This window comes from Geodermatophilus pulveris (assembly GCF_900188375.1).
GTDB classification, from domain to species: domain Bacteria; phylum Actinomycetota; class Actinomycetes; order Mycobacteriales; family Geodermatophilaceae; genus Geodermatophilus; species Geodermatophilus pulveris.
In genome coordinates this window covers 253,330-279,533 of sequence record NZ_FZOO01000006.1, presented here as the reverse complement: position 1 = coordinate 279,533, position 26,204 = coordinate 253,330, and the positions used below count along the sequence as shown (strand labels likewise).

Annotated in this window: 14 protein-coding genes and 1 pseudogene; 10 read left to right on the top strand and 5 right to left on the bottom strand. The window is 69.9% G+C overall.

The genetic code is table 11. The features are described 5' to 3' along the window. Positions 1-277 precede the first annotated feature (277 nt). Entirely contained in the window at positions 278-1,399 is a 1,122-nt protein-coding gene (locus tag CHB98_RS14330; protein WP_089306264.1) for an aromatic ring-hydroxylating oxygenase subunit alpha, read from the bottom strand. 242 nt (positions 1,400-1,641) lie between these two features. Next, a complete protein-coding gene (locus CHB98_RS14325; RefSeq protein WP_089306263.1) occupies positions 1,642-2,442 on the bottom strand; it encodes an IclR family transcriptional regulator in 801 nt (266 codons plus the stop codon). A gap of 129 nt (positions 2,443-2,571) precedes the next feature. On the opposite strand from CHB98_RS14325, the gene CHB98_RS14320 reads away from it, so the two are divergent. Next, on the top strand, positions 2,572-2,892 hold the full coding sequence (locus CHB98_RS14320) for a bifunctional 3-phenylpropionate/cinnamic acid dioxygenase ferredoxin subunit (protein WP_089306262.1): 321 nt from the start codon (positions 2,572-2,574) through the stop codon (positions 2,890-2,892). Then, positions 2,889-4,061 carry an NAD(P)/FAD-dependent oxidoreductase gene (locus tag CHB98_RS14315; protein ID WP_089306261.1) on the top strand — a complete coding sequence of 391 codons (1,173 nt, stop codon included), beginning with the start codon at positions 2,889-2,891 and terminating at the stop codon, positions 4,059-4,061. Before CHB98_RS14320 ends, CHB98_RS14315 begins: the two co-directional genes overlap by 4 nt. A 256-nt stretch (positions 4,062-4,317) precedes the next feature. Here the strand turns inward: CHB98_RS14315 and CHB98_RS14310 are convergent, their stop codons facing one another. Then, on the bottom strand, positions 4,318-6,159 hold the full coding sequence (locus CHB98_RS14310; protein WP_245821165.1) for a BCCT family transporter: 1,842 nt from the start codon (positions 6,157-6,159) through the stop codon (positions 4,318-4,320). Between the two features lie 768 nt (positions 6,160-6,927). Between CHB98_RS14310 and CHB98_RS14305 the strand changes: the two genes are divergently transcribed. Both CHB98_RS14305 and CHB98_RS14300 read left to right on the top strand, forming a co-directional pair. Beyond that, entirely contained in the window at positions 6,928-8,076 is a 1,149-nt protein-coding gene (locus CHB98_RS14305) for a site-specific integrase (RefSeq protein WP_089306259.1), read from the top strand. A 601-nt stretch (positions 8,077-8,677) separates the two neighbouring features. Next, a pseudogene (locus CHB98_RS14300) lies at positions 8,678-9,488 on the top strand (IS5 family transposase). A 111-nt stretch (positions 9,489-9,599) separates the two neighbouring features. On the opposite strand, the gene CHB98_RS14295 reads toward CHB98_RS14300, so the two are convergent. Continuing rightward, the gene (locus CHB98_RS14295) at positions 9,600-10,352 is read right to left on the bottom strand and encodes an 8-oxoguanine DNA glycosylase OGG fold protein (protein ID WP_089306258.1); all 753 of its coding nucleotides are present in this window, start codon (positions 10,350-10,352) and stop codon (positions 9,600-9,602) included. A 238-nt stretch (positions 10,353-10,590) separates the two neighbouring features. Between CHB98_RS14295 and CHB98_RS14290 the strand changes: the two genes are divergently transcribed. From CHB98_RS14290 to CHB98_RS14265, 5 genes are all read left to right on the top strand, one after another. Then, positions 10,591-11,676: a hypothetical protein gene (locus tag CHB98_RS14290; RefSeq protein WP_089306257.1), complete on the top strand. Its 1,086-nt coding sequence runs from the start codon at positions 10,591-10,593 to the stop codon at positions 11,674-11,676. Between the two features lie 12 nt (positions 11,677-11,688). Beyond that, complete coding sequence (locus CHB98_RS14280) at positions 11,689-12,981, top strand: AbiV family abortive infection protein (RefSeq protein ID WP_245821164.1); 1,293 nt, start codon at positions 11,689-11,691, stop codon at positions 12,979-12,981. Positions 12,982-13,042: 61 nt separating this feature from the next. Then, positions 13,043-14,998 carry a type I restriction-modification system subunit M gene (locus CHB98_RS14275; protein ID WP_089306256.1) on the top strand — a complete coding sequence of 652 codons (1,956 nt, stop codon included), beginning with the start codon at positions 13,043-13,045 and terminating at the stop codon, positions 14,996-14,998. Further along, positions 14,995-16,242: a restriction endonuclease subunit S gene (locus CHB98_RS14270; RefSeq protein WP_089306255.1), complete on the top strand. Its 1,248-nt coding sequence runs from the start codon at positions 14,995-14,997 to the stop codon at positions 16,240-16,242. The genes CHB98_RS14275 and CHB98_RS14270 overlap by 4 nt, the downstream gene beginning before the upstream one ends. After that, positions 16,239-19,415, top strand: a complete 3,177-nt coding sequence (locus tag CHB98_RS14265) for a type I restriction endonuclease subunit R (protein ID WP_089306254.1) — start codon at positions 16,239-16,241, stop codon at positions 19,413-19,415. Before CHB98_RS14270 ends, CHB98_RS14265 begins: the two co-directional genes overlap by 4 nt. Positions 19,416-20,107: 692 nt before the next feature. On the opposite strand, the gene CHB98_RS21695 is transcribed toward CHB98_RS14265, so the two are convergent. Next, positions 20,108-20,257: a hypothetical protein gene (locus CHB98_RS21695; RefSeq protein WP_179224510.1), complete on the bottom strand. Its 150-nt coding sequence runs from the start codon at positions 20,255-20,257 to the stop codon at positions 20,108-20,110. Between the two features lie 389 nt (positions 20,258-20,646). On the opposite strand from CHB98_RS21695, the gene mobF reads away from it, so the two are divergent. Beyond that, the gene (gene mobF, locus CHB98_RS14260; protein ID WP_089306285.1) at positions 20,647-26,139 is read left to right on the top strand and encodes a MobF family relaxase; all 5,493 of its coding nucleotides are present in this window, start codon (positions 20,647-20,649) and stop codon (positions 26,137-26,139) included. Positions 26,140-26,204 lie beyond the last annotated feature (65 nt).

Below are 26,204 nucleotides of genomic sequence, written 5' to 3'. Positions count from 1 at the left end.
AGTTCGTCAGCGAGACCATCGGCATCCACGACGTGGAGACCGCGTTCGACAAGATGCACCGCGGCGAGGTGCTGCGCAGCGTGGTCGTCCTCTGACGACCGCCCGCATCGTGTGGTCGCCGTGGCCGGTCCGGACGACCGTGTCCCGGGCGGGGTCAGCAGCCGGTCGCGGATCGCCACCATCACGGCGGAGACGCCCCGCGTCGGGTGGACGCGCTGCGGGGGCGGGAGGACGACGTCCTCCCGCCCCCGCAGCCCACGGCAGCGGCTCGTGCCCGTCAGCGGGCCAGGCGGTCGGTCAGCCAGGAGTGGAACTCGCCGATGTGGTGCTCGGAGGGCACGAGCACACCGCCGTTGGCGTAGGCCCGTGAGGACATGGCCGGCTGGGTCCGCTCGCAGGCCGCGAAGTCCTGCTCGTTGACCCGGTGGAACAGCTCGACCGACCGGGACACGTCCCTGCCCGACTCCACCACCTCGCGGGAGTAGAGCCAGTCGCACTCCACGATCGTCCGGCCCTCCGAGATCGGGAACATGCGGTGGACGATGACGTGGTCGGGGACCAGGTTGACGAACACCGTCGGACGGACCGTGATGGCGTAGTAGCGGCGGTCCTGCTCATCGGCCACCCCGGGCAGCTTGTCGAACCCCTCGCTCCCGTCCACGGTGAAGCCCTGGACGTCGTCGCCGAACTCCGCGCCGTGGCCGACGAAGAACTGCGCCGCGTAGCCGTCGGCGAACTCCGGGAGCACCTCGGTGAGCTCCGGGTGGATGGTCGCGCAGTGGTAGCACTCCATGAAGTTCTCGATGATGAGCTTCCAGTTCGCCCGCACGTCATAGGTGATGCGGCGGCCCACCGTCAACGACTCCAGCTCGTAGCGCTCGATGACCTCCAGGTCCCCGAGCCGCTCGGCGATGGCACCCATGACGTCGTCCTCGAACGACGGGGGCTCCGTCGCCAGACACACCCACGCGTACCCCAGCCACTCGCGCAACGCCACCGGCACCAGGCCGTACTCGACCCGATCGACGTCCGGCATCTTCGTCAGGTTGGGGGCTGCGATCAGCTTGCCCTCGAGGTCGTAGGTCCAGGCGTGGTACGGGCACTGGAAGGCCCGCTTCACCTCACCGGACTCCTCCGTGCAGATCTGCGCGCCTCGGTGCCGGCAGATGTTGAGGAATGCCCGCAGCCGTCCGTCCCGGCTGCGGACGACGAGCACGCTCTCGCCGCCCACCTGGACCTTCCTGAAGGACCCGGGCGTCGGCAGGTCGCTCGATCGCACGGCCCCGAACCACATGTCCTCGAAGACGCGGGACTGCTCCAGCGCGAAGATGGCGGGGTCGGTGTAACAGGAGCCCGGCAGCGTGGAGATCAGGCTCGCGGGCTGGTCGGTGGTGGTCATGCAGCACCTCGGGGTTCCGTCGGGCGATCGGAGAGACACGCCGGACGTCGCGCGACAGAGGTCGGCGACGTACCGCGGTCGTCACCCGCCAACGAGCTCAGCACGACCGCTGTGTTGCACATTAATCAGTCGGTCGCGTCAGACGCAACAGTCCGCCCACCCCGCGCACGGCGCAGGACGCGATCACACCGGGCCGGGTGCGACGACCGCCCACCGGCCGGCCGGTGTGACCCCCGAGCGGATCAGCGGGCCGGACCGAAGTAGCCCAGCCTCCGACTCAGCTCCACCGCGGCCGCCACGACTCGTCGGGCGAGCCTCGGGAAGTCCTCCACGGCCATGCGGAAGGACGGCCCCGAGACGCTGAGCGCGGCGAGCACGTCACCGTCAGCGCCCCGGACGGGAGCGGCCACGGCGCTGAGCCCGACCTCGTACTCCTCGGCGGTGGCCCCCCAGCCCTGGTCGACGATCCGGTCCAGGTCCTGGCGCAGCAGCTCGGGATCGGTGATCGTCGCGAAGGTGTAGCGGGGCAGGTCCCGTCCGAGCACGTCCTTGCGGACGGCGTCGGCGGCGTGGGCCAGGAGCACCTTGCCGCTCGACGTCGCGTGCAGAGGCGTCCCCTGCCCGACCCAGTTGTGCGTGCTGAGCGCGGCCGGCCCCCGGACCTGGCTGACGTTGACCGCCCGGTCGCCGTCCAGGATGGCGATGTTGACCGTCTCCTCGAGGTCGGCGGCCAGCGCCTCGCTGATCGGCCGCCCCTCCCGGGCGATGTCCAGTTGTGCCGCGGCCGCACCGGCCAGACGCACCACGCCGAAGCCCAGCCGGTACTTGCCCCGGTCGGCGAGTTGCTCGACGAAGCCGCGGCTCTCCAGCGCTGCCACCAGCCGGAAGGCCGTGGACTTGTGCACGCCGAGCTCGGCAGCGACCTCGGTGACGCCGGCCTCGCCCTGCGCCGCCAGGATCTCCAGGACGCTGAGAGCGCGGTCGACGGACTGGACGACGGCGACCGAGGTCCGATCTGCGTTCTCACCCTGCGGCGCACTCATGATCCGAGGGTAGGGGCGCGGCTGGCGACACTGCTCCGCGGCTCTTGACCGGCCCCGGCTGGTCGGCCATGCTGTTGCGTCATCGGCAAGCAGTTGCGTCAAGCGCAACGTCATCAGCCTGGAGCGCCCATGATCCCGGTCTGTCCCACGACCGCGCTGCCCCCCGGCGAGGCGATCCGGGTCGAGGCCGAGGAGCCCATCGCGGTCTTCAACGTGGATGGCGACTTCTACGCGATCGACGACACGTGCACCCACCAGGACGCCTCGCTGGCCGACGGCTGGCTGGACGGCTGCGCCGTCGAGTGCCCCCTGCACGCCTCGTGCTTCGACCTGCGCACCGGCAAGGTGTCCGGCCCGCCGGCCAAGACGCCGGTGCGCACACACCGCGTCGTCGTCCGGGACGGGATGGTCTACGTGCAGCCCAGGACTGCTGCGGGGTGCGACGCGTGAGCCCCGCGGTCGCTGTGGTCGGAGCCTCCCTGGCCGGCCTCTCCACCGCGCGGGCACTCCGGAACCGGTCCTACGACGGCCGCATCGTGGTCGTCGGCGACGAGGTCCACGCCCCCTACGACCGGCCGCCCCTGTCGAAGGAGTTCCTGGCCGGCGCGGCGTCGCGGGACGACATCACCCTGACCACACCGGACGACGCGGATCTCGGGATCGAGTGGCGACTGGGGACCCGGGCGGTCGGCCTGGACCGCTCCGGCCGCGCGGTGCTGTTGGCCGACGGCGGCGAGGTGCGTGCCGACGGCGTCGTCCTGGCCACGGGCGCCCGTGCCCGGAGGCTGCCGGGCAGTGGCGGGCTCGGCGGCGTGCACGTGCTGCGCTCCCTGGACGACGCGATCGCCTTGCGGCAGGACCTGGCAGTCGCCGGACGCCTCGTCGTGATCGGCGCCGGCTTCATCGGCGCAGAGGTCGCCGCCACGGCCCGCGGTCTCGGGCTCGACGTCACCGTCGTGGAGGCCCAACCCATCCCCCTCGCCGGCCCGCTGGGGGCGGACATGGGTGCTGTCTGCGCCGGCCTGCACGCCGACCACGGCACCCGCCTGCTGGTCGGTACCGGCGTCGCCGGGCTGGTCGGGACCGACAGCGTCGAGGCCGTCGAGCTGACCGACGGCACTCGCCTGGCCGCCGACGTGGTGGTCGTCGGGATCGGTGCCGTCCCCAACACCGAGTGGCTGGCCGACTCGGGCGTCACCCTCGGAGGCGGCGTCCTGACCGATGCGCGCGGCGCGACCGACGTCCCCGGAGTGGTCGCCGTCGGCGACTGCGCGGCGACGTGGTCGGAGTCCGCGGGGCGGCACGTCCGCGCCGAGCACTGGACCAACGCCCTCGAGCAGCCGGCCACCGCGGCCGCCACGCTGCTGGGTGCCAGGGGACCGGGGCCTGCGCCGGCGCCCTACTTCTGGTCCGACCAGTACGGCGCCCGCATCCAGTTCGCGGGATCCCGCCGCGACGGGGACGTCGTACGGGTGGTGGAGGGCAGCTGCGCCGACCGGAGCTTCCTGGCTCTCTACGAGCGCGACGGGCTCCCGGTGGCCATCCTCGGGATGAACCAGCCCCGCCTCTTCACCCGCTGGCGCCGCCAACTGCGCTCCGCCGTGCCGGCGGCATCCTGACCCCTCGGCCGACGCCCCGCACACCCCGGGTGAGGTGGCGCAGGGCTGCCGTCCCGGCCGCACTGAGCGCCGCGGACGCCGGTGACGCAGCGGCCGCCCGAGACCCCCGGGGCTGCCGGGTGACGCGTACCAGGTCGTCGGGAGAGAGACTCGACTCCGCCCGGCTCCCGCGGGTGTCGCCCGGAGGCCCCGTCCCGAGGATCGACGCGGACCTGCCAGCGGTGTCCTGGGGACGGAGCCCGTCACAGGGGGTCCGTCAGTCGCGCGGATCCCGCGGACGACCAGCGGTCTCCGCGGTGGGCTGCCTGTGTGCGGGGGTGGTCGTGCTCCCCGCAGGGGACACGACGTTCCCCTCCAGGCGGACCGGCACCTGGCCACCCGGATCCGGACTCACCGGGGACGTGTGCGCCGCCCCGTCCAGGGCCTCCGGCGACGGAGTGTCCGGGGCCGGCTTGACGACGAGGATGAAGTCGTCGCCGTGGCTCTTGATGCCGTGGACGACCGCCTGCTCGACCGCCGACAGGGCGTAGGTCCCACGGAGCACGATGGGGTCACGGCGGAGGTCCTTGACCAGGCTCACCGCCATCGCCGCCATCACCAGGGCGAAGGGCAGCGCCGCGATGATCGTCAGGTTCTGCAGGCCGGTGAGCGCCGCGCCGTCCTCACCCAGGAGCAGCATGATCGCCGCCACCGAGCCCATGACGATGCCCCAGAAGACGACGACCCCGCGGCTGGGCTCGAGGGTGCCGCGCTGCGAGAGCGATCCCATGACGATCGAGGCGGCATCCGCTCCGGACACGAAGAAGATCGCCACGAGCACCATCACGAGCACCGTCGTGGCGGTGGCCAGGGGGTACTGCTCCAGGACGGCGAACAGCTGCCCCTGCGTCGTTCCCTCGCCGGCGATGCCGGCCCCGCCGGCCTGGGCATCGATGCCGGCCCCGCCGAAGACGGCGAACCACAGCAGGCTCACCAGGCTGGGCACCAGCAGCACGCCGGTGACGAACTGGCGGATGGTCCGGCCGCGGCTGATCCGGGCGATGAACAGCCCGACGAAGGGCGTCCAGCTGATCCACCAGGCCCAGTAGAAGACGGTCCAGCCGCGCAGCCACGCGGCCATCGGGTCACCGCCGGTCGCCTCCGTGCGCGCGGCCATCTCGCCGAGGTCGGAGAAGTAGCTGCCGATCGCGTCGGGGATGAGGTTGAGGATGAAGACCGTCGGTCCGGCGACGAAGACGAAGGCGGCGAGCAGCAGCGCGAGCACCATGTTCGTGTTGGCCAGCCACTGGATGCCCCGCGCGATGCCGGAGACGGCCGAGGCGACGAACGCGGCGGTCAGCACCGCGATGATGGCGACCAGCACGCCGTTGCCGACGCTGCCCGCCCAGCCGAGGATCTCGACCCCGCTGCCGATCTGCAGCGCACCCAGACCCAGGGAGGCGGCCGAGCCGAACAGCGTGGCGAAGATGGCCAGGACGTCGATGACCCGGCCCGCCGGACCGGACGCCCGGCGCTCCCCCAGCAGCGGGACGAAGGCGGAGCTGATCAGCTGACGGCGGCCCTTGCGGAAGGTGCCGTAGGCGATGGCCACTCCCACGACGGCGTACAGCGCCCACGGGTGCAGCGTCCAGTGGAACAGGGTGGTGGCCATCGCCGTCTCGATCGCCTCGGAGGTCTCGGCCCCGGTGGTCATGGGCGGTGGCGCGACGTAGTGCGACAGCGGCTCGGCGACGCCGTAGAACATCAGCCCGATGCCCATGCCGGCGCTGAACATCATCGCGATCCACGAGACCGTGCGGAACTCCGGCCGTTCGTCGTCGCGCCCGAGCGGGATGCGCCCGTACTTGCTGGCCGCCAGCCAGATCACGAAGACCACGAACGCCGACGCGAGCAGCACGAAGAACCAGCCCAGGTTGCCGGTGACCCACCCCAGGATCGAACCGCTCACCGTGCCCAGACCGGTGGGAGTGAGGAAGCCCCAGACGACGAAGCCCAGCGCCATGACGGCAGCGACGGCGAAGAGGACCCGGTCGACGGCCCAGTGGCGGTCGGCGACGCAGGGGGGCGGCTCCGCGATGGCCGGGTGGGTGCCGGTCACGGGCACGTCCGCGGCCGTGACGCCAGTGCGGTCCCCCTCGGCCGACGGCCCCGACGGGTTCGGCGGGCGGGCGGGCGAGCTGTGCTCTCGGGGCGGAAGCTCCATGACAGTCCCCTATCCTGTTGCGCCATCTGAGACTCGCTTCGGATGAGGGAACCAAACGTGGAGGTTCCCGAGCAAGAGTCATGGTGACTTTTCGCACAGTCTGAACGTGGTTGGAACATGGCGTGCCACCTCGATGACTCGGCGCGATCGGCCCGCGACTCCACGGTGACACGGGAGTCGACCCCATCCAACCCTGTCCATGACCGTCGACGTGCCGAGGGTCGCGCGGCGATCGACGAGTCCACGGCCGCGGCGCACCGGACGTCTCCCACGACGCTGTCGACGACGCTGACCCCGACAGGCGGAGGAACAGGGCTCGGTCCGCGGCGCGGCCCGGCCACGTCCGCCGGTACAGCGCCGTACGAGTGGGCATGCGATGCGACGAGGTCCTCACCGGGCCCCGCCGCGCCGAGCGTCACCCACGTCGTCTCCCCGGTGAGGAACCCCGACACGCACTCGCCGCTGAGCTGAGCTGTTGAGCCGACGGGGGGACTCGAACCCCCAACCGCCCGATTACAAGTCCCAGGTAGCCGGGAGTGACCACAGTTGCCCCCTACTAGCTATTAAGCTGCACATTCACGCCGCCAGTAGGCCGCCCTGCACCGCTGCAGCCTCCTGATCACCGTAGTTTTCGGTGAGTAAAATGGGGGCTAGGGTGCAGCCATGGGACGTCCTTCGCTGGCGCTCGGCACCTCCGGGGCCATCCGCTGCTACCGCCTCGACTCCGGTTACCGGGCCCGCGCCCTGCACCGGGACTTCGACGGGCGGGTGCGGGCCGTCGAGCGGCGAGGCAAGACCAAGGCGGCCGCCGAGGCCGCGCTCAAGCTGGCGCTGCGGGACCGCGCCGGGGTCTCCACGCGCGGGCACATCACCGCGGACAGTCGGATCTCGGCGTTGGCCGACGCCTGGTACGCCGGCCTGCGAGACCTCGCCCCCACGACGATGGAGGCCTACCGGCTGCGGCTGGATCGGCAGATCGTCCCCGGCCTCGGAGAGCTGCGCATCCGCGAGTTGACGGCCGGTGTCTTGGATCGGCACCTCAATCTGGTCGCCGACACCCACGGCGTGGCCGTCGCCCGCATGTGCCGCTCGGTGCTCTCGGGCATGTGCACCCTGGCCGCTCGCCACGACGCCCTCATCCACAACCCCGTGCGGTCCGTGGCTCCGCTGGGCGGCAAGGCCAAGAAGGCCCCTCGGGCGTTGACCGTGTCGCAGTTGCGCCAGCTGCGGGCGGCGCTCACCTACGACAATCGTGCGGTCGCCCGAGACCTGCCGGACCTGGTCGACTTCCTGATGGCCACCGGGCTGCGCATTGGAGAGGCCTGCGGGCTGGCCTGGGACGCCGTCGACCTGACCGCCGGCACCATCGCGGTGCGGGCGACCGCCGTGCGCGTCGGCGGGGAGGGCCTCGTGGTTAAGCAGACCAAGACCGACGCCGGAGCCCGGACGCTGCTCCTGTCCGACTGGTGCTCCACCATGCTGCGCCAGCGCGCCGCGAGGGCCGCTCCCGACGAGCAAGACCGCATTGGGCGCCCCGTGTTCCCCGCTCCTCTGGGCGGCTGGCGGGACCCTTCCAACACCCAGGCCGACCTGCGGGACGCGCTAACTGCTGCCGGCTTCGACTGGGTCACCTCACACGTGTTCCGCAAGAGCGTCGCGACCCTCATGGACCAGGCCGGCCTGTCTTCACGCGCCGCGGCCGACCAACTCGGCCACGCCAACACGTCCATGACCACCGATGTGTACTTCGGCCGCAAGGTGGCAGCGACCGGTGCCGCCGCCGTCCTCGAGGTACTGAGCCACGACGGCTGACGATCGACGGCGGCATGCCCGGCTCTTGAGCCCGCAATCGTGGTAACGAGCTCTAGCTCGCCAAGCTGGCCATGCCGGTTCGATCCCGGTCACCCGCTCCACGTCCTGACCAGCTCCTCTGCCCGTTCGCGCAGCTCAGCCCGGCTTTGGCGCCGCTCCCGTGCCTTGACGGGTCTGCCCCTGTTGACCGCTGACCACTGGCTTTGGCCGCTGCTTAAGGCACGGCTAAGGCACGCCCTGTCCGCGAATGACCTCGGCGTCGTGCAGCAGTTACCGACAACGACGGGGCTACCGCCTACGCCGATCACAACATCGACTTTGTGAACCGCGCCTGGGTCGGGACCTTGCTGGTCACCAGTTGTGCTGACCAGAGCCTTGGGTCCGCACGATGACGCTATTCAACACTTGAGACAGATATGCGGCTGACCCGACCGATGCGGGAGAACGAGCAATGAGGTCTTCTCAACGGATCTGAGCGAAGGGCTTCGCTGAACGCCAGGCGAGCAGGTCGGTGGCTGGGCCACGACGTCACTGCAAAGGGCGTGGGGCCCAGCCGATGATGGCGTCGACCAAGAACGACCCTCATCCGCACGGACCCCACGTGATCACTCACTCTGCCACCCTCGACGTGCCCGAAGCCACCGCCGTCCTGCTCACCGATCTACTGATCGCCGAACGCCGCCGCCGCGGTACCGGCATCGGCGCCCGCGCCGCCTCCGCCCGCGATCAGGCCATCCTGGTCCTGCGCTGGTTCCGCCAGGACGCCGACATGCCCACCCTGGCCCGCGACACCGGCATCTCGGTCGCCACCGGCTACCGCTACCTGCACGAGGGCATCGACGTGCTCGCCGACCGAGCCCCCGACCTGCACCAGGTGCTCGAGGCCGGAACGACCGCCGGCTGGAGCCACGTCACCCTCGACGGCACGCTGGTGCGCACCGACCGCTGCCGGGTGAACAACCCCGACTCCGGCCACGACCTGTGGTACTCCGGCAAGCACCGCGCCCACGGCGGCAACGTGCAGGTCATCTGCGACCCGGCCGGCTTCCCCGTGGCCGTCGCCGACGTCCAGCCCGGCTCCATGCACGACCTCGCCGCCGCCCGGGGCCACCGGCTTCCTCGCTGCCCTGCATGCCGCGGCCGCCCTGCTGGGCCTACCCGCCCTGGCCGACAAGGGCTACCACGGCGCGGGCATCGGCATCCACACACCGGCCAAGGGCGGCAACCTGGCCCCCAGCAGCGCCTGCCGCAACCAGCTGCTGACTCGGCTGCGTGCCGAAGGCGAGCGCGGTATCGCCCTGCTCAAGACCCGGTGGAAAGCGCTGCGACGCATCCGACTGTGTCCTCAGCGCATCGGGGCCATCGTCGCCGCGGCCCTCGTTCTGACCACCGCCGAGCGACCAATCCGTTGAGAACACCTCAATGTTTGATCCGGTGGCTGCCTACTTGAACTCGAAGCAGATCGCACTGCTGATGACTGCGCCGTTTGGCAGTTGACGCACCGCCTGACTCGATGCTCGGCCCTACATCTTGAACAGCGCGAACTCCAGCAGTTCCGGCTTCACGTCGAACTTCTTGGCGGTCTGACGCATCCACGCGAGGTAGACGCCGTAGCGGTAAGGGCTCCAGTTGTAGCCGAAGCCTCGGTATAGCAGGTGCGGCATGTCGCTGAGCTTGGACACTCGCCGGGCCATGACCCGGTCGAGGATCAGTGGCGACGCGGGGCCATTCCGGAGCCCGATGTACAGCGCCTTGGTGAAGAAGGCGGCCCCCCAGTGCGGACCAGCGGCCCTGTAGCGATGCTCTCCGCGCAGCACGTCGTAGGCGGCCATGGGTCCGTGCCGGTCACCCGCGCTGAACGCTTCGCGGATCAGGGCGACAAGTTGGTCCTTCGGCGTGACGCTCAAGATCCTCTTGAGGCGAGCGAGACCGTAGCCGTTGTTGCCCTGACCCCACACGTAGGAGGCGGCGAAGAGCTGCCACAGCACGTCGTCGTCACGACCGCGGCTCGCGATGGTGAAAAGGTCGCCGCGGCTGATCTTCCCGCTGGCGGTGCAGTACGGCGGCAAGTCCTGGCTGACGGAGGCCCATCGTTCCGGTTTAAACGACACCGTGTGGCTCTCGACGCGGTCCCCGCCGAGCTGCCGACGAGCACGATCGATCGCCGCTTGGACTGCCGCCTCGTGCTGTGGCGGCAACGGGTAGTGAGCGGCCTCTCCCTCAGCTTGGGCAGCGAGCTGCTCCCAGTCACGCGCTCCACCGCTGGTCAAGGTCACAGCATTGATATCGGCACCGCGCCGTGCAGATCAAGCCGGGACGACGGCGGGCCGCTACCGCGCGGCTGCGGACCGTAGGTACCGTCAGACCTCGGCCTCCCAGGGCCGAGGGTCGCCTAGCGCGGACCTGAAGCGACAAGCACGAACGACTGCTGGCCCTCGACGAACATCAGTGACCCCGTCAGGCTGCTCGTTTTCGTGGCCGGTGCCGACGACACGAAGGGTTGCTGGGGCTGACGTGAGCGACGAGTTGTGGGTTGTCCGAGCCGGTGAACGTGCGAAGTATGTCGACGAGTTCATCGCCGAGTCCTACATCGCCATCAGCTTCGTCGACTTCGCGTCCGAGGACCTGAGCCGCGCCGACGAGGCAGCGGTGAGGGCACGTGCCAGTTCAGGCGCCGAGAAGGCCTACGCCAACCAGCTGGTCGCCTTCGCGTACCGGATGCAGGTCAGTGACATCGTCATCGTGCCTCGCTTGGCCTCGCACCGGGATTACCTGGTGGCCCGGATCGTCGGACCGTACGAATACGTTCCGGACGCCGGTGCCTCAGGTCCACACCGCCGCACGGTTGAGTGGTTGGGCCGGTTCAAGTACGAAGACATGAGCCAGGCGGCGACCAACACAATGGGCGCCATCCTGACAATCTTCCGGCCTACCGCTGTTGAGCCTGAACTCAGAAGCCTCCTGACCGCTCTGGCCCCACTGAACCAGGAGCCGGCAGAGGCCCCCAAACCCCGCCCACGTCGCACCGCCACCCCCGCTGACAGCACGCCGGTGGCGGTCGCACCACCGGCGCGTCCCCTGCCACAGGCTCTGCTCGACATCAACCTCGACAGCAAGGGTCGAGCGCGAATCACAAGCGGCCATCCGGCGCTCCTGATGGAACAGACGCCTCGCCATGTTGACCCGCAAGAAGACTGGCGCGGGGTGCCCGGCATCTACGTCCTGACAGGGACCGATGTCCAGCAGTCGCTTACCCGCACCGGAAACGAACGCACCCTCACGGCGACACTCATCGTCAAGCCGTGGGCGTACGTCGGCCTCAGCGAGGACTTCCTGGGGCGCATCACCAGCCACCGGCAGAACAAGCCCGAGTGGCGCCGCGCTCTGCTGGTTCGCCGCGATGGTCGCCCCTTCAACAGCGACGACATCAAGTACCTGGAGCGTCGAGTACACGCCGCCCTCGAGGAGACCGGCGAAGTCCTCCTGACGCAAACGACGCCTCGGGGCAACCTCTCCGCACGGCCGAGCGACACCGCCATGCTCGACGCATGTGCAGACACGGTCGTGGCCGTACTGCGACTCACCGGCACCTTGATCTAGCCCTGGCCGGTCATGCCCTATCCCCCGCGACCGCAGCTCAAGCCGCTGCCTGAGTTCGCCGGCACGGCCAAGTCACGGCCTGCCCCTGCGGTGCAGGCCCGGGTCGAGCGCTTCATCCTCGACAACTACGCGGCTGGGCGGTCACTACGGGAGCTGGCGGAGCTGACCGACCGCTCGCACTCGGCGGTTCGCAACATCCTGGACAAGCACGGCGTACGGCGCAGGGACACGGGCGCAGTCACCATCGCTGGACATCTGCAGTCCAGCATGAGGGGCATGAGTCAACGGAGCTTCCGCATGCTGGCCAGCAACCTGCTGCGCTCAGCTCGCGAGAAGACTCGGACCTCACCGGCCGAGCTGGCTGAACGCGCCGGCGTCCCGCGGTTCACCGTGGAGCAGATCGAGGCCGGTACCCGGCAGCCCTTGGTATCGACGCTGGGCAAACTCTTGGCCGCGATGGGCCTTGAGCTGCGCACTCAGGGTCCCAAGCGCGGGGCCAAGCTTCCGGACCTCTCGCCCGCGCAGGTTGTGCGACTGCAGGACGCGCTGCTGGCTAACGCAGATGCGCTGCTGACCTCGGCTCTGGCCGTCCTCGACCTCGGCCACGTCGCCCTTGCTCGGTCCCTGGCGATCCTGGGCCTCGAAGAGTCCGGCAAGGCCATCGCCATCCACGACCGCCGAATCCAGATGGCTCACGCACCCGAAGGAACACCCTTCAGGTGCGACCGCTTGGACAGGCTGTGGCTCGATCACCAGAAGAAATTAGAGATGGTGCATAGCTTCCTGGTGGAGGAGCGGTACTGGTTCGACACGGAGCCGCCCGACCCAGAGAAGAACGAAGCTCATCTGGGCAAAATTCAGAAGTGGGCTGACCGCCACGACCGGCTCAAGCAGCGTGGCTTCTACGTGAGCCTCGACAAGACCGGCGCCGCGTTAACCCCGACCCACGTAGCCGATGAAGAGTCACTGGCCGACGTGATCAACTACGTGCACCAGATCGGCTGGCAGTTGCGCCTCGGCGAGCACATCGAGGGCAAGCGGCAGGACGAGCAGGAGCAGGGCAGCCCACCGGCTGACGCCAAGCTGCTGGCGCTGCTGGAGGACCCCGACCGGCCGACGCCTCCTGAGTTGCTGGATGCCATGCGTCAGGGCACTCCGGGCAAGCCGATCAACAATGCTGCGTACAGGTTCAACCAGCCCTCGGCGGATCAGACCCCGTTCCTGAACATGGGTAAGCCAGGCTACGAAGCTGAGACGCGGGAACTCCTGCGGCTGGCAGATGAGGTGAATCCGGAAGACGCGTAAGCGCGAGGCTCTTAGCTTCGGAACGGTAAATTCGCTACAAGCAACCTTCGAGAGGAAGAACGTGACCAAGCCGGACCCGAATTTCATTTGGTCGATCGCCGACCTACTCCGCGGCCCCTACCGTCCGAAGGAGTACGGCACGGTAATCCTGCCGTTCACGGTCCTGGCGCGGTTCGAGTCGGTGCTCGCCCCAACCAAGAAGGCGGTGCTGGGCGCGGCAGTCAAGTACGAGGACTCCCCGCCGCTCCTGCGCGACACGATGCTGAAGCGCGCTGCCGGCCAGGACTTCTACAACACCTCGCAGGTCAGCCTGTCCGACCTCGGTGACCCCAGCCAGCTAGCCGCAAACCTCATCAACCTTGTCGACGGCTACAACGAGGAGGTTCGCCAGATCTTCGAGCGTTTCGACATGCACAACGTCATCCGCACGCTCGACGACCGCGACCGCCTGCCCGACATCGTCAAGCGCTTCGCCGTCCTCAACGTCCACCCCGACCTCGTAAGCAACGCCGAGATGGGCGATGTCTTCGAGGAGCTCATCCGCCGGTTCATGGAGAGCAGCAAGGACCTCGCGGGCGACTACTTCACCCCGCGCGAGGTCGTGCGCCTGTGCGTCTCGCTTCTGTTCTCCCCGGACACCCACGACCTGTCCGACCCCAACCTCATCCGACAGGTCTACGACCCCACCTGTGGCACCGGAGGCATGCTGTCAGAGGCCCACCAGTGGATGGAGGACCACGGCGGACAGGCCACCCTGAGCCTGTACGGCCAGGAGTTCAACGAGATCTCGCACGCAATGGCGAAGTCGGACCTGCTCATCCGGCGCCAGGACCCGCGCAACATCTACTTCGGCGACACCCTGCTCGACGACGGCCACGCAAACAAGACCTTCACCTACTGCCTGGCAAACCCTCCTTTCGGCCAGGATTGGAAGAAGCAGCAGAAGGCAGTCCTCGCCGAGCGCGCTCGGGACGGCGAGAGCGGCCGCTTCGCCGCAGGCGTGCCCTCGGTCAACGACGGCGCCATGCTCTTCCTGCAGCACCTCGTCTCCAAGATGCGCCCCGCCGACCAGGGCGGTGGCCGCGGCGCCATCGTCCTCAATGGATCGCCCCTCTTCGCTGGAGGTGCCGGCTCCGGCCCCTCCGAGATCCGTAGGCACCTGCTCAGGAACGACCTGGTGGATGCGATCATCGGCCTGCCAACCCAGATGTTCTACAACACCGGCATCGCCACGTACATCTGGGTCCTCGACAACAACAAGCCCGCCGAGCGGCAGGGCAAGGTCCAGCTCATCGACGCCACCTCGCTCTGGGTCCCCATGCCCAAGTCGATCGGGGACAAGCGCCGGATGCTCTCGCCGGCCAACATCAACGCCATCGTCGCCCTCTACGGCGAGTTTGAGGACGCAGACCCGAAGCTCTCGAAGGTCCTGAGCACCGAAGACTTCGGCTACCGGACCATCACCGTCGAGCAACCTCTCCGGCAGGTCTTCGCCGTGGACGACGACGGCATCAACCGCGTCATGGGGCTGCGGGCCATCAACAAGCTCGACAAGGACACCCGCCACGCCCTCCGTGAGGCTCTCGGCTCACTCGACCAGACAGCCACCTGGACTTCCTTGGGCGACTTCGACATGGCCCTGGGCTCGGCCCTCGGCGGCCAGGGGGTCGGCCTCACCCCGGCCAACCGCCGGTCAGTCACCGCAGCCTTCGCCGTGTCCTCGTCCGAAGGGATGCTCGTGACCGACAAGACGGGTGCGCCGGAGCCCGACCCCGACCTGAGGGACACCGAGAACGTGCCCCTCACCGAGGACGTCGACGCCTACCTCAAGCGAGAGGTCCTGCCCTGGGCACCCGAGGCCTGGATCGACCACAGCAGGACGAAGATCGGCTACGAGGTGCCCTTCGCCAAGACCTTCTACGTCTACCAGCCTCCGCGTCCCCTGGCCGACATCGACTCCGACGTTCAGGGTGCCATCGCCCGTGTTCAGGCTCTCTTCACCGAGGTGAAGGCGTGACGCAGCCCCAGCTCCGACGGCTCGCCCGCGTCGTCAACGGTGGGACTCCCACCTCGGACGCAAGCAACTGGGACGGCGAGGTGCCTTGGGCGACGCCCATCGACCTTGGCCTGTCGAACGGCGGCACCTTGACAGACACTCTCCGGTCTCTGACGCAGGAGGGCCTTACATCGGGCTCTGCCCTCGTCCCTGCCAACAGCGTCCTCTTATCGAGCAGGGCTCCCGTCGGCTACGTCAGCGTCAACGACGTCCCGATGGCCTTCAACCAGGGTTGCAAGGGCTTGATCCCCACCTCGGACCTCGACAACCGCTACCTCATGTACGTACTCCTGGCGAGCAAGTCGGCACTGCAGGCGGTTGCGACCGGGACGACGTTCCTGGAGATCTCCAGCATGAACCTCGGTGCGCTCCGGATCCCGAAGCCCCCGCTGACCGAGCAAGTCGCGGTCGCCGACTTCCTAGACCGCGAGACCGCACAGATCGACGAGATGATCCAGGCGCAGCTCGAGCTCATCGCCGTCCTGCGATCCCGGCGCACCGCCGAGGTGGTTGCCGCCGTGCGACTCCAGCAGGACACCGACAACCTGCCCGCCGGCTGGGAGCTGCTCCCCTTCAAGTACGCCATCGCGTCTCGCTTCACCGGTGAGTGGGGCGGGGAACCCGGCAGCGATGACGTCGACGTGTCATGCGTCCGCGTCGCCGACTTCGATCGGGCTCACCGTCGGGCCGGCACGGCCGTCCCCACTACTCGCTCCGTCTCGGCGGACAAGGCCCGCGCGAAGGCCCTGCGCCCTGGTGACCTGCTGGTCGAGCGGTCCGGCGGCACGGCCAAGAACCCGGTCGGCACCGTCGTCCTGTACAACGGCCCCGAAGGTGCCATCAGCTCGAACTTCATCGAGTGTGTCCGCCTGCGCGACGAGCACGACCCGGCCTTCTGGTGCTACCTGCAGGAGGCGGCCTACAGCACCGGCTTCACCCAGGTGTTCGTACGACAGACCAGTGGCATTCAGAACCTCGACGCCCAAGAGTTCTACCGCGAGTATTTCGCCGCGCCTGGGTTGGCCGAGCAGCGGCGCATCGCAGCCGCCCTCGACCAGCAGACCGCCCAGCTCGCCGAGATGATCGACGCCGCCAACGACGTCGTCAGCCTCCTCCGTGAGCGGCGTGAGGCCCTCATCAGCGCCGCCGTCACCGGCCGCATCGACCCCGGCACCGGCATTGAGACCGTCGAGGAGACGCCATGACCTTGAAGAAGAACGAGGCGGCCATGGAGGCCGAGATCGTCGCCTACCTCGACGCCCACGGCTGGTGCTACGAGGAGGGCGCAGCAGCACGCTACGACCGGCAGCGCGGGCTGTTCCCCGACGACGTCTTCACGTGGCTGGAGAAGACCCAGCCCGAGGAGCTGGTCAAGCACCTCAAGGAGGGCCTCGACCCCGCCGCCGCGGCGAAAGCCCGCGACGGGATCCTCAACGCCCTCGCCTCCACCCTCGACAGCCCCCAGGGCGGCACGCTGACCGTGCTGCGCAAGGGCTTCCGGCGGGTCTCCTCCCGGTTCGACGTGGTGCAGGCGAAGCCGACCGAGACCAAGAACCCGACCACGGTGAAGCGCTACGAGGAGAACATCCTGCGAGTAGTGCAGCAGGTGCACTACTCGCCGACCAACCCCCACAAGTCGGTCGACCTGGTCCTGTTCTGCAACGGCATCCCCGTGGCGACCATCGAGCTGAAGACAGAGTTCACCCAGTCCGTGGCCCGCGGCCAGCTCCAGTTCAAGAACGACCGCGACCCCGGGCCCGACGGCACGGACGTGCTGTTCGCCTGGGGCAAGCGCGCCCTCGTTCACTTCGTCGTGACCGACAACGAGGTCTCGATGACGACCAAGATCGATGGGGCGAAGACCACGTTCCTGCCCTTCAACCAGGGCAACGGCAACGGCCGCGGCAACCCCGTCAACCCCCAGGGCTCGCGCACCGAGTACTTCTGGCGCGATGTGCTCGACCGCGACGCCTTCCTCACCATCCTGACGAAGTATCTGGTCGTGCGCACCGACGAGAAGCCGGACCCGATCACCGGCAAGGTGATCAAGTCGACCTCGCTGCGCTTCCCGCGCTTCCACCAGTGGGACGCCGTCGAGAAGATCGTCGCCAAGGTCACCGAGCACGGCCCTGGCGAGCGCTATCTCATCGAGCACTCGGCCGGCTCCGGTAAGACTGACACGATCGTGTGGACGGCCTTTCGCCTCGCCGCGCTGCACGACGCCGAGAACGCCAAAGTCTTCGACTCGGTCATCGTCGTTACCGACCGCAACGTGCTGGACAAGCAGATGTCCGCGGCCATGCGCCAGTTGGACCCTCATGCCGCCCAGATGGTCAACATCGACGGCACGGGTGGCTCCAAGGCCAAAGAGTTTGGCGAGGCTCTGCGCCTGAAGACCCCCATCATCGTCGTCACGATCCAGACCGCGCCCTACGCCCTGGAGAAGCTGCGCGAGCAGGCCGAGAAGACGGGCGGCAACTACGCCGTCATCGCCGATGAGGCGCACTCCTCCCAGACCGGCATGGCGGCCTCCAAGCTCAAGGCCGTCCTCAGCCCCGCCGAGCAGGCCGAGCTCGACGACGAGGGCGAGGTCGACGCGCAGAGCATCCTGGCCGCAGAGCTGCCTCAGCGCGCCGAGACGCCCAATCTGACCTACCTGGCCTTCACCGCCACGCCGAAGTCGAAGACCATCGAGCTGTTTGGCACCCCGGGCGCCGGCGAGCCCGACGCCGACGGCAACCCGACCCCCGGGTCCTTCCATCGCTACACCATGCGCCAGGCGATCGAGGAGGGCTTCATCCTCGACGTCCTGCTCAACTACACCGAGTACGACGTGGCCTACGAGCTGGGCCGCAAGGTCGCCGCGGACGAGGACGACACCGAGTCCGTCGATAAGGAGGCCGCCCGCAAGGCCGCGCAGCGCTGGGTGATGCTCCACGAGCACAACATCTCCCAGAAGGTCGACATCATTGTCCGGCACTTCCGAAAGAACGTCGCCCACCTGCTGGGCGGCACCGCCAAGGCGATGATCGTCACCTCCTCGCGCAAGCACGCCCTGCGCTACTACAACGCGCTCGAGCGCTACCTCGACAAGCACGGGATCGACGACGTCCACGCGCTCGTGGCCTTCTCCGGCACGGTCAACGTCACTCCCGACGACACCGACGTCCCGCCGGACCACCTCCTTCCAGTGGGGGACTACACCGAGACGTCGGTAAACACGGGCACCAAGGGACGGCCGCTGGAGGACGTCCTCAACGGCCCCAACTACCAGGTCATGATCGCCGCCAACAAGTTCCAGGTCGGCTTCGACCAGCCCCTGCTGTGCGCGATGTACGTGGACAAGCGCCTGGACGGCGTCATGGCGGTGCAGACCTTGTCGCGACTCAACCGCACCTGGGCAGGCAAGGACCGCGTCTACGTGCTCGACTTCGTCAACGACGCCGAGAACATCCTCAAGGCCTTCAAGCCCTACTACGAGGGCGCCTCCCTGGCCCAGGTCACCGACCCCGACCTGGTCAACCAGCTCGCGCTCAAGCTCGACGGAACCGGGCTGGACCGGATCTATACCCACGACGACATGACCGCCGCCGCCGTCGCCGCTACCGACCCCAAGGCCACGCACAGCGCCCTAGTCGCCACAGTCGACCCGGGGGCCGAGCGCTTCGTCAAACTGCGCAACGAGGCGCGCGACGCAGGTGACGAGGACGAGGTCGCCCGCCTGGATGCCTTCCGCTCAGACCTGTCCAGCTACGTGAAGGCCTACGACTTCCTGTCCCAGATTGTGCCCTACGACCTGGAGATGGAGAGCCGGTCGATCTACTACCGCCTGCTGGCCAAGCTGCTGCAGGACGACCACCCCGGCATCACGGTCGCGGTGGACGAGCTGGTCCTGAGCCGCTTCAAGGTGCAGAAGAAGGAGCCGGTGAGCCTCAACCTCGCCGCCGGCGCGGCGACCCCGCTGACGCCGCTGGTCGAGATGGGCACCGCCCAGGCCCGCGAACGCGACAGGGCCCACTGGGACGACATCATCGACGCGATCAACAGCCTGTTCGCCGACAGTGGCCTGTCCGCCGACGACGCCGTCCCGGAGATCGAGAACGCTCTGCGCGACGCGAAGAAGGACCCGGCGCTCGTGGCCAAGGCCAAGGCCAACACCGACCTCGACTTCAACAGCGACAGCACGGTGGTCGCCGCGGTCCTGGACAAGTTCATCGACCGCCGCGAGCGCAGCGAAGAAATCATCAACGCCCTGCTCAAGGGCCAGAACCTTGAGACGTTCCACAGCCTGCTCGCCCTGCTGAACTTTCGCAGCTACCTCACCTCCGACACCGACGGTGCCAACCCCGAGGCCCCGCAGGACGCTGCCGCGGGGTAGGACGCTTGGCGAGGCTATTCGTGCGACCCGCCAGGCGCGCGGATGGACTCAGGAGGACCTCGCCCAGCAATCCATAGTGTTCCGGGCCGACAGTCGCCGTGCACGCCGTAGATCTCGGCGTGAACCCGCCGCATTACGGCCAGCCGCTCCTGGTGTGCAACCGCGCGCGCCGACGGCGGCGGGTCTTGGCGGGCGTAGTACGTGCTCGAGGCATCTGCAGCCCGGCCCCGCCTAAGGACCCTCAAGTCGGTATAATTCCGAGCCGGTCGCAATGCTCGTCGATGTAGTGGACCAGCACCACTGTGCTCACTTGATCTTGCGGTCGAGCCCGCCTCGGCGGAGAACGCTGACGCCGTCCGAATTCTCTTGTTCGCCCGGCGGAGCGCGCGGACCTCACGCTCGAGCTCGGCGATCTGCTGCGCGTCGCTCGTCGTGACGCCGGGCCGTCCTCCGTCGTCGATCCCGGCCTGGGTCTTCCAGCTGCGCAGCGTCTCGGCGTTGTTTCCGAGCTGCTCGCCACCCGGCGCAGCGCGCCGGTGCGGTTCGCCGATTCACGCCGGAGCCCGACTGCCATCCGGACTGCGCGGTCCCGCAGCTCGTCGGGGTACTTCCTCGGTGCCGCCACAATTCTCGTCCTCCCGCGGAATGAGAGCCTCGATCGGATCCGGCCCGGGACAGGTTGCTACCGACCATCAGCGCGCCGAAGACCGCGCCACCAAGCACGCCGGTGACCGCAGCCGTGGCCAATCGTCACCCTGCACTCCGGTGAGCACCGTCATCAGCACCTCGAAAGGAAAACCGGTGACCAGCGACAGCAGCCATGCCGGCTTGCCGTCAGCCAAGGCACCGGAGACTGCTCATGATCAAGTGGCACACACCTCATGCACTGTCGGACCGAAGGTCTGGTCGTTGAGCTGGTGGGCCCGCGCGATGAGGAAGGGTGCTGGCCTCCGTGACCGCCCAGCGGGCTCCTCGCCGGACGTCTCCCCCACCGGCTTGGGAACCGTGCCGCCTAGCAGCAGAAGTGATCTTGAGAATGACCAGCCGCGCCGTCACAACTGCCGGCGGCAGCGACCCTCTTCGATCGGCAGTTGTTGGATTAACAGCACCTCCGCGTCGCAGCGGTGTGCCCCGTTGGCACTCAAGGTGGGCTCCTCGATCGAGGACGCCGCTGAACGGGAGGTCTACGCGAGGGATACAGGAGGTCGCGTTCCTAGCGTCCGCGGCCGTGATGTCGCTGCACAAGCTGACCGCGGGAGACGGGTACACGTACCTGACGCGGCAGGTAGCGGCGCTGGATGCCACTGAACGCGGCCATGCCGGCCTGGGCGACTACTACGCACAACGGGGCGAGTCCTCGGGGACGTGGACTGGCAGCGGCCTGGCCGGGCTAACCGGCGTGAGCGCCGGGCAGCCGGTCGACGAGACGCAGATGAAGGCGCTGTTCGGCGAGGGACGCCATCCCGACGCCGAGCGTCTGGAGCGGAAGGTCCTGGCCGCCGGACGGACGCCGGGGCAGGCGCGCGCCGCCGGTGCCCTCGGCCAGCCGTATCTGGTCTACCCCACGTCCGCGGACGGCTTCCGGGCTCGCTGCGCGCACGAGTTCGCCGCGGTCAACGCCGCGCGCGGGCTGCCGCGCGACGCGCCCCTGCCGGCGCCGGAGCGGGCCCGCATCCGCGGCGAGGTGGCGCGTGACATGTTCACCGCCGAGCACGGCCGCCCGCCGGCCGACGCCCGGGAGTTGTCCGGGTTCGTCGCCCGCGCGTCCCGGCCGGCGACAAGGGCGGTGGCCGGCTACGACCTGACCTTCTCGCCGGTGAAGTCGGTCTCGGCGCTGTGGGCGCTCGCTCCCCGCAAGATCGCCGAGCAGATCGAGGCCGCCCACCACGCCGCGGTTGCCGACACCCTGGACTGGCTGGAGCGGCACGTGGTCTTCACTCGGCTGGGTGCCGGCGGGGTGCGGCAGGTGGAGACCACCGGGCTTGTCGCCGCAGTGTTCACCCACCGCGACTCGCGCGCCGGCGATCCGGACCTGCACACCCACGTGGCGGTGAGCAACAAGGTACAGACCCACGACGGCCGGTGGCGCGCCCTGGACGGGCGGGTGCTGTACAAGGCGAATGTCGCTGCGTCCGAGCGGTACAACACCCGGCTGGAGGCCCATCTGGTGGCCGGGCTCGGGGTCCGCTTTGCCGAGCGCCCGAGCCGGGAGTCCGGCAAGCGGCCGGTGCGGGAGATCGTCGGGCTCGACGCCCGGCTGCTGGCCGCCTGGTCCTCGCGGCGGCAGGCGATCGACGTCCGCCGCGGTGAGCTGGCCACCGACTTCCAGGCCGAGCACGGCCGGACGCCGACGGCAGGTGAGGCGATCGCGCTGGCCCAGCAGGCCACGCTGGAGACGCGCGAGGCCAAGCACGAGCCCCGCTCGCTCGCCGAGCAGCGGGCGGCCTGGCGAGAGCAGGCCCTCGACGTGCTCGGCGGGCCGGCGGCGGTGGGCGGCATGCTCGACGACGCCCTGCGCCCACGGGTCCTCGCCGCTCCGGTGGTGACCGATGCCTGGGTGCGCTCAGCCGCCGGTCGGGTGCTGGACACGGTCGCCGCGGAGCGGGCGACCTGGCAGGTCTGGCACGTGCGCGCCGAGGCCGAACGGCTCGTCCGGGCAGCCGACCTCGCGCCGGACGTCGTCGACGCCGCGGTCGCGCAGGTCAGCGCGGTCGCGCTCTCCCCCACGCTATCGATTCCCCTCCGCGAGCCCGACCCGTCGGTCGAGCCGCCGCAGCTGCGCCGCTCGGACGGGGCCAGCGTCTACACCGTCGCTGGCGCCCAGCTCTACACGTCCCGGGCCGTGCTGGACGCCGAGGCGCTGCTGCTGGCCGCCGCGGAACGCACCGACGGCCGCCGGGCCGATTCCCGGGTGGTCGAGCTGGCGCTGCTGGAGGCCGTCGCCAACGGCAGGGAGCTCAATCCCGGTCAGGCGCAGCTGGTGCGTGACCTGGCCGGCAGCGGCGCCCGGCTGCAGCTGGCCGTCGCCCCGGCCGGCGCGGGCAAGACCACCGCCCTGGCCGCCCTGGCCCGCGCGTGGACCGCCACCGGGGGCGGCGTGCTGGGCCTGGCTCCCTCGGCGGTGGCCACCGCCGGGCTGCGCGAGGCCATCGGTGCGCCCTGCGACACCCTGGCCAAGCTGGTCTGCGCCCTCGAGGCCGCCGTCCCACCCGAGTGGGTCGCCGACATCGGCCCGGGCACGCTGGTGATCGTCGACGAGGCCGGCATGACCGGCACCCTCGAACTCGCCTCCGCGGTCTGTTACGTGCTGGGACGTGGCGGGTCGGTGCGGCTGATCGGCGATGACCGGCAACTCGCGTCGGTCGCCGCCGGCGGAGTGCTGTCCGAGATCGCCGCCACGCACGGCGCGGTGACGCTGACCCAGCTGGTGCGCTTCGCCGACCCGGCCGAGGCCGCGGCCACCGTCGCCATCCGCGACGGCGACACCACCGGGCTGGGCTTCTATCTCGATGCCGGCCGGGTCCACGTCGGCGACGTGGCCACCTGCGCCGAGCAGGCCTACACCGCGTGGGTCGCCGACCGTCACCGCGGCGCCGACACGCTGCTGCTTGCCGCCACCCGCGACACCGTCCTCACGCTCAACGCGCGGGCCCGGGCCGATCGCCTCGCCCAGCTCGATGAACCGGTAGGCCCGGAGGTGGTGCTGACCGACGGCGCCCGCGCCAGCGCCGGCGATGCGGTGATCACCCGCCGCAACGACCGGAGCCTGCCAATCACCGCCGCCGACTGGGTCAAGAACGGCGACCGCTGGACCGTCACCGCCGTCGGGGACGACGCATCCCTCACCGTGGCCCATCCCACCACTGGACGGCGGATCACCCTGCCAGCGGCATACGTGCGCGACCACGTGCAGCTGGGTTATGCGACCACCGTGCACGGCGCCCAGGGCGTCACCGCCGACACCTGCCACACCGTGCTCACCGGCGCCGAGTCACGCCAGCTGCTCTACGTCGCGCTCTCCCGGGGCCGCACCGCCAATCACGTCTACCTGGCCACGGCCGGGGACGGGGCCCCGCACAGCAACATCACCCCCGCCGCCGTCTTCCCGCCGACCGCCAGCGACCTGCTGACCAACATGCTGGCCCGCGACGGCGCCCAGACCTCGGCCAGCGGCGCCCGCCGAGCACTCGCCGACCCGGCACAGCAGCTGTACTCGGCCGCCGCCCGCTACGCCGACGCCCTCCGCTTCGCCGCCGACCACCACCTCGGACGCCAGGCCGGAGAAGAACTGGAGAACGCCGCCGAACGGCTCTACCCGGGGCTGACTGCCGCTGCGGCGTGGCCGACCCTGCGCGGGAACCTGGCGCTGCTCGCCCTCACCGGCACCGACCCCGTCCTCGCCCTCCAGGCCGCGCTCGAGGAGCGCGAACTGGGCAGCGCCCGTGATCCCGCGGCCGTTCTGGACTGGCGACTGAACGTGACCGGCCCGCCAGGTCCGTTGCCGTGGCTGCCCGGCGTACCGGCGGCGCTGACCGCGGACCGACACTGGGGCCCCTACCTGGCCGACCGCGCCGACCACCTCACCGCCTGCGCGGCACGGACCGCCGACACCGCCGCCGCGATGACGCCGGCCACCGCACCAGACTGGGCGCGGCCGCTGCTCGACCCCGACCGCGACCGGCTGCGGGCCGACCTCGCCGTCTGGCGCGCCGTGCACGGCATTCCCGACAGCGACCGGCGTCCCACCGGCCCACCCCGACCCGCGGTCGCCGAGCGCCAGCATCAAGTCCGGCTGGACGAAGCCGTCGCCGCTGCCGGTCCAACCCGGCCCGGCTCGGTGTGGACAGCGCTGGCCGACAGCATCGATCCCCGCATCCGCCGCGACGCACACTGGCCAGCCCTAATCGAACGGCTGGCCGTCGCCGGCCGCGCCGGCCTCGACGCCGCCGGCCTGCTCGCGGCGGTCGCCGCGCAGCGGCCGCTGCCCGACGACCTGCCCGCCGCCGCGCTCTGGTGGCGGCTGGCCCCCCACCTCACCCCCGCCACCGTGCGCGCCGCAGGCTCGGGCGCCGCAGCGCTGCGGCCGGACTGGTGCACGACCTTGTTCGGTCTCCTGCCCGCCGGGCCCGCCCAGCGCGTGCTGGCCGACCCGGCCTGGCCGGCGCTGGTCGCCGCGGTCACCACGGGCATCCGGGCTGGCTGGACCGCCGCCGACCTGCTCACCGCCGCGACCTCCGACCTCCCCGAGCCGGTGACAGCCGATCGGGCCTGCGACGCAGTCGCTGATGCCTTGGTCTTTCGGGTCGCGGCGCTCACCGGCCCCGCCCCCATTGAGACCACCGAGCCACTACCACCCGACCTGCAGCCCCCCGACGACGCACATCTGCTCCCGCCGACGGTCGACGATGCGGCCCTCGCCGTGGACGTCACCGACCTACCTCCCGCTGACGAAGAACCCCTCCCCTTCGACGACGAGGCGCCGGTCGCCGCACCCCGGTTCCTCACCCCGGACCCCTTCGCCCTCGGCGAGCCCGCCGAAAACGACGCGGACTACCTGCTCGAGCAGCACTTCTGGGCCACCGCCGCCGTCGGCCGCGACCGGCTCATCGAGCTCAACACCCAGGCCGCCGCCTTCTACGCCGAGCACTACTCCGGCTCCTGGGCTCCCGGCTACCTGCGCCAGCGATTGGGGACCGACCTGGCGGACGATCCGCGGTTCAGCCCCGGCCACTCCCCCGACGGCTGGACCGCACTCGTCGATCACCTGCGCGGCCTCGGTGCCACCGACGTCGAGCTGCTCGCTGCCGGCCTCGCCCAGCGCGCCCGTACCGGGGCACTGATCGACCGGTTCCGCGACCGGCTCACCTTCCCGATCCTCGATGCGGACGGCGCCATCCGCGGCTTCATCGCCCGCCGTAACCTCAGCACAGGTGACGACGGCCGCGCCGGACCTAAGTACCTCAACACCCCTGGTACCGACCTCTACCGCAAGGGGGAGCAGCTGGTCGGGCTCTACGAGAACCGGGCTGCGCTCGCCGCCGACGCCACCCCTGCCCTCGTAGAAGGGCTGATGGACGCCATCGCCCTCACCCTGGCCGGGAACGGCGCGACCGTCGGTATCGCCACCCTCGGCACCGCCCTTACCGACCGGCAGGCCGACCTGCTGCTCCCCTACATCCGCACCGACGGCCCCAGCATCCTGGTCGCCACCGACAACGATCCAGCTGGGCACCAGGCCGCCGAGCGGATGTTCTGGCAGCTCACCGCCCGTGGCGACGACCCGCGCCGACTCGGCCTCCCCGACGGGCTTGACCCCGCCGACCTGTTGTACAGCGACGGTGCCACCGCACTACGGACGGCCATCGACACCTCGCCCAGCCTCGCCGGAGCCTTGCTCGACGCACGCCTCACTACGGTCGAGCAGAACCGGAGCACCGCGGACATTCGTGCGGCCCTACGCGACGTGGGCGCCATCATCACCGCGGTGCCACCCAGCCGATGGCTGGACCTCATCGACCGGGTCACCGAGGCCCTCGGCGTGCCGCCCGGCACCGTCCACAGGGCCGTGCTCGACACCGAAGCAAGCACCGCGCCTTGCCGCAGCTCCACAACCAGTCCCCACCAGATGTCCCGGTTGGTGCCCCTCTCCGAAAATCATCACCGGACGGGTCCTACGGGACAGCCGTCACGCGGCACACCGCCTGACCTGCACCATTCTCGTTAGCCGTTGGTCCTACGGGACAGCGGGCGGCAGACGGTCCGGCGCACTAAGCTCGCCTTTTAACCCCG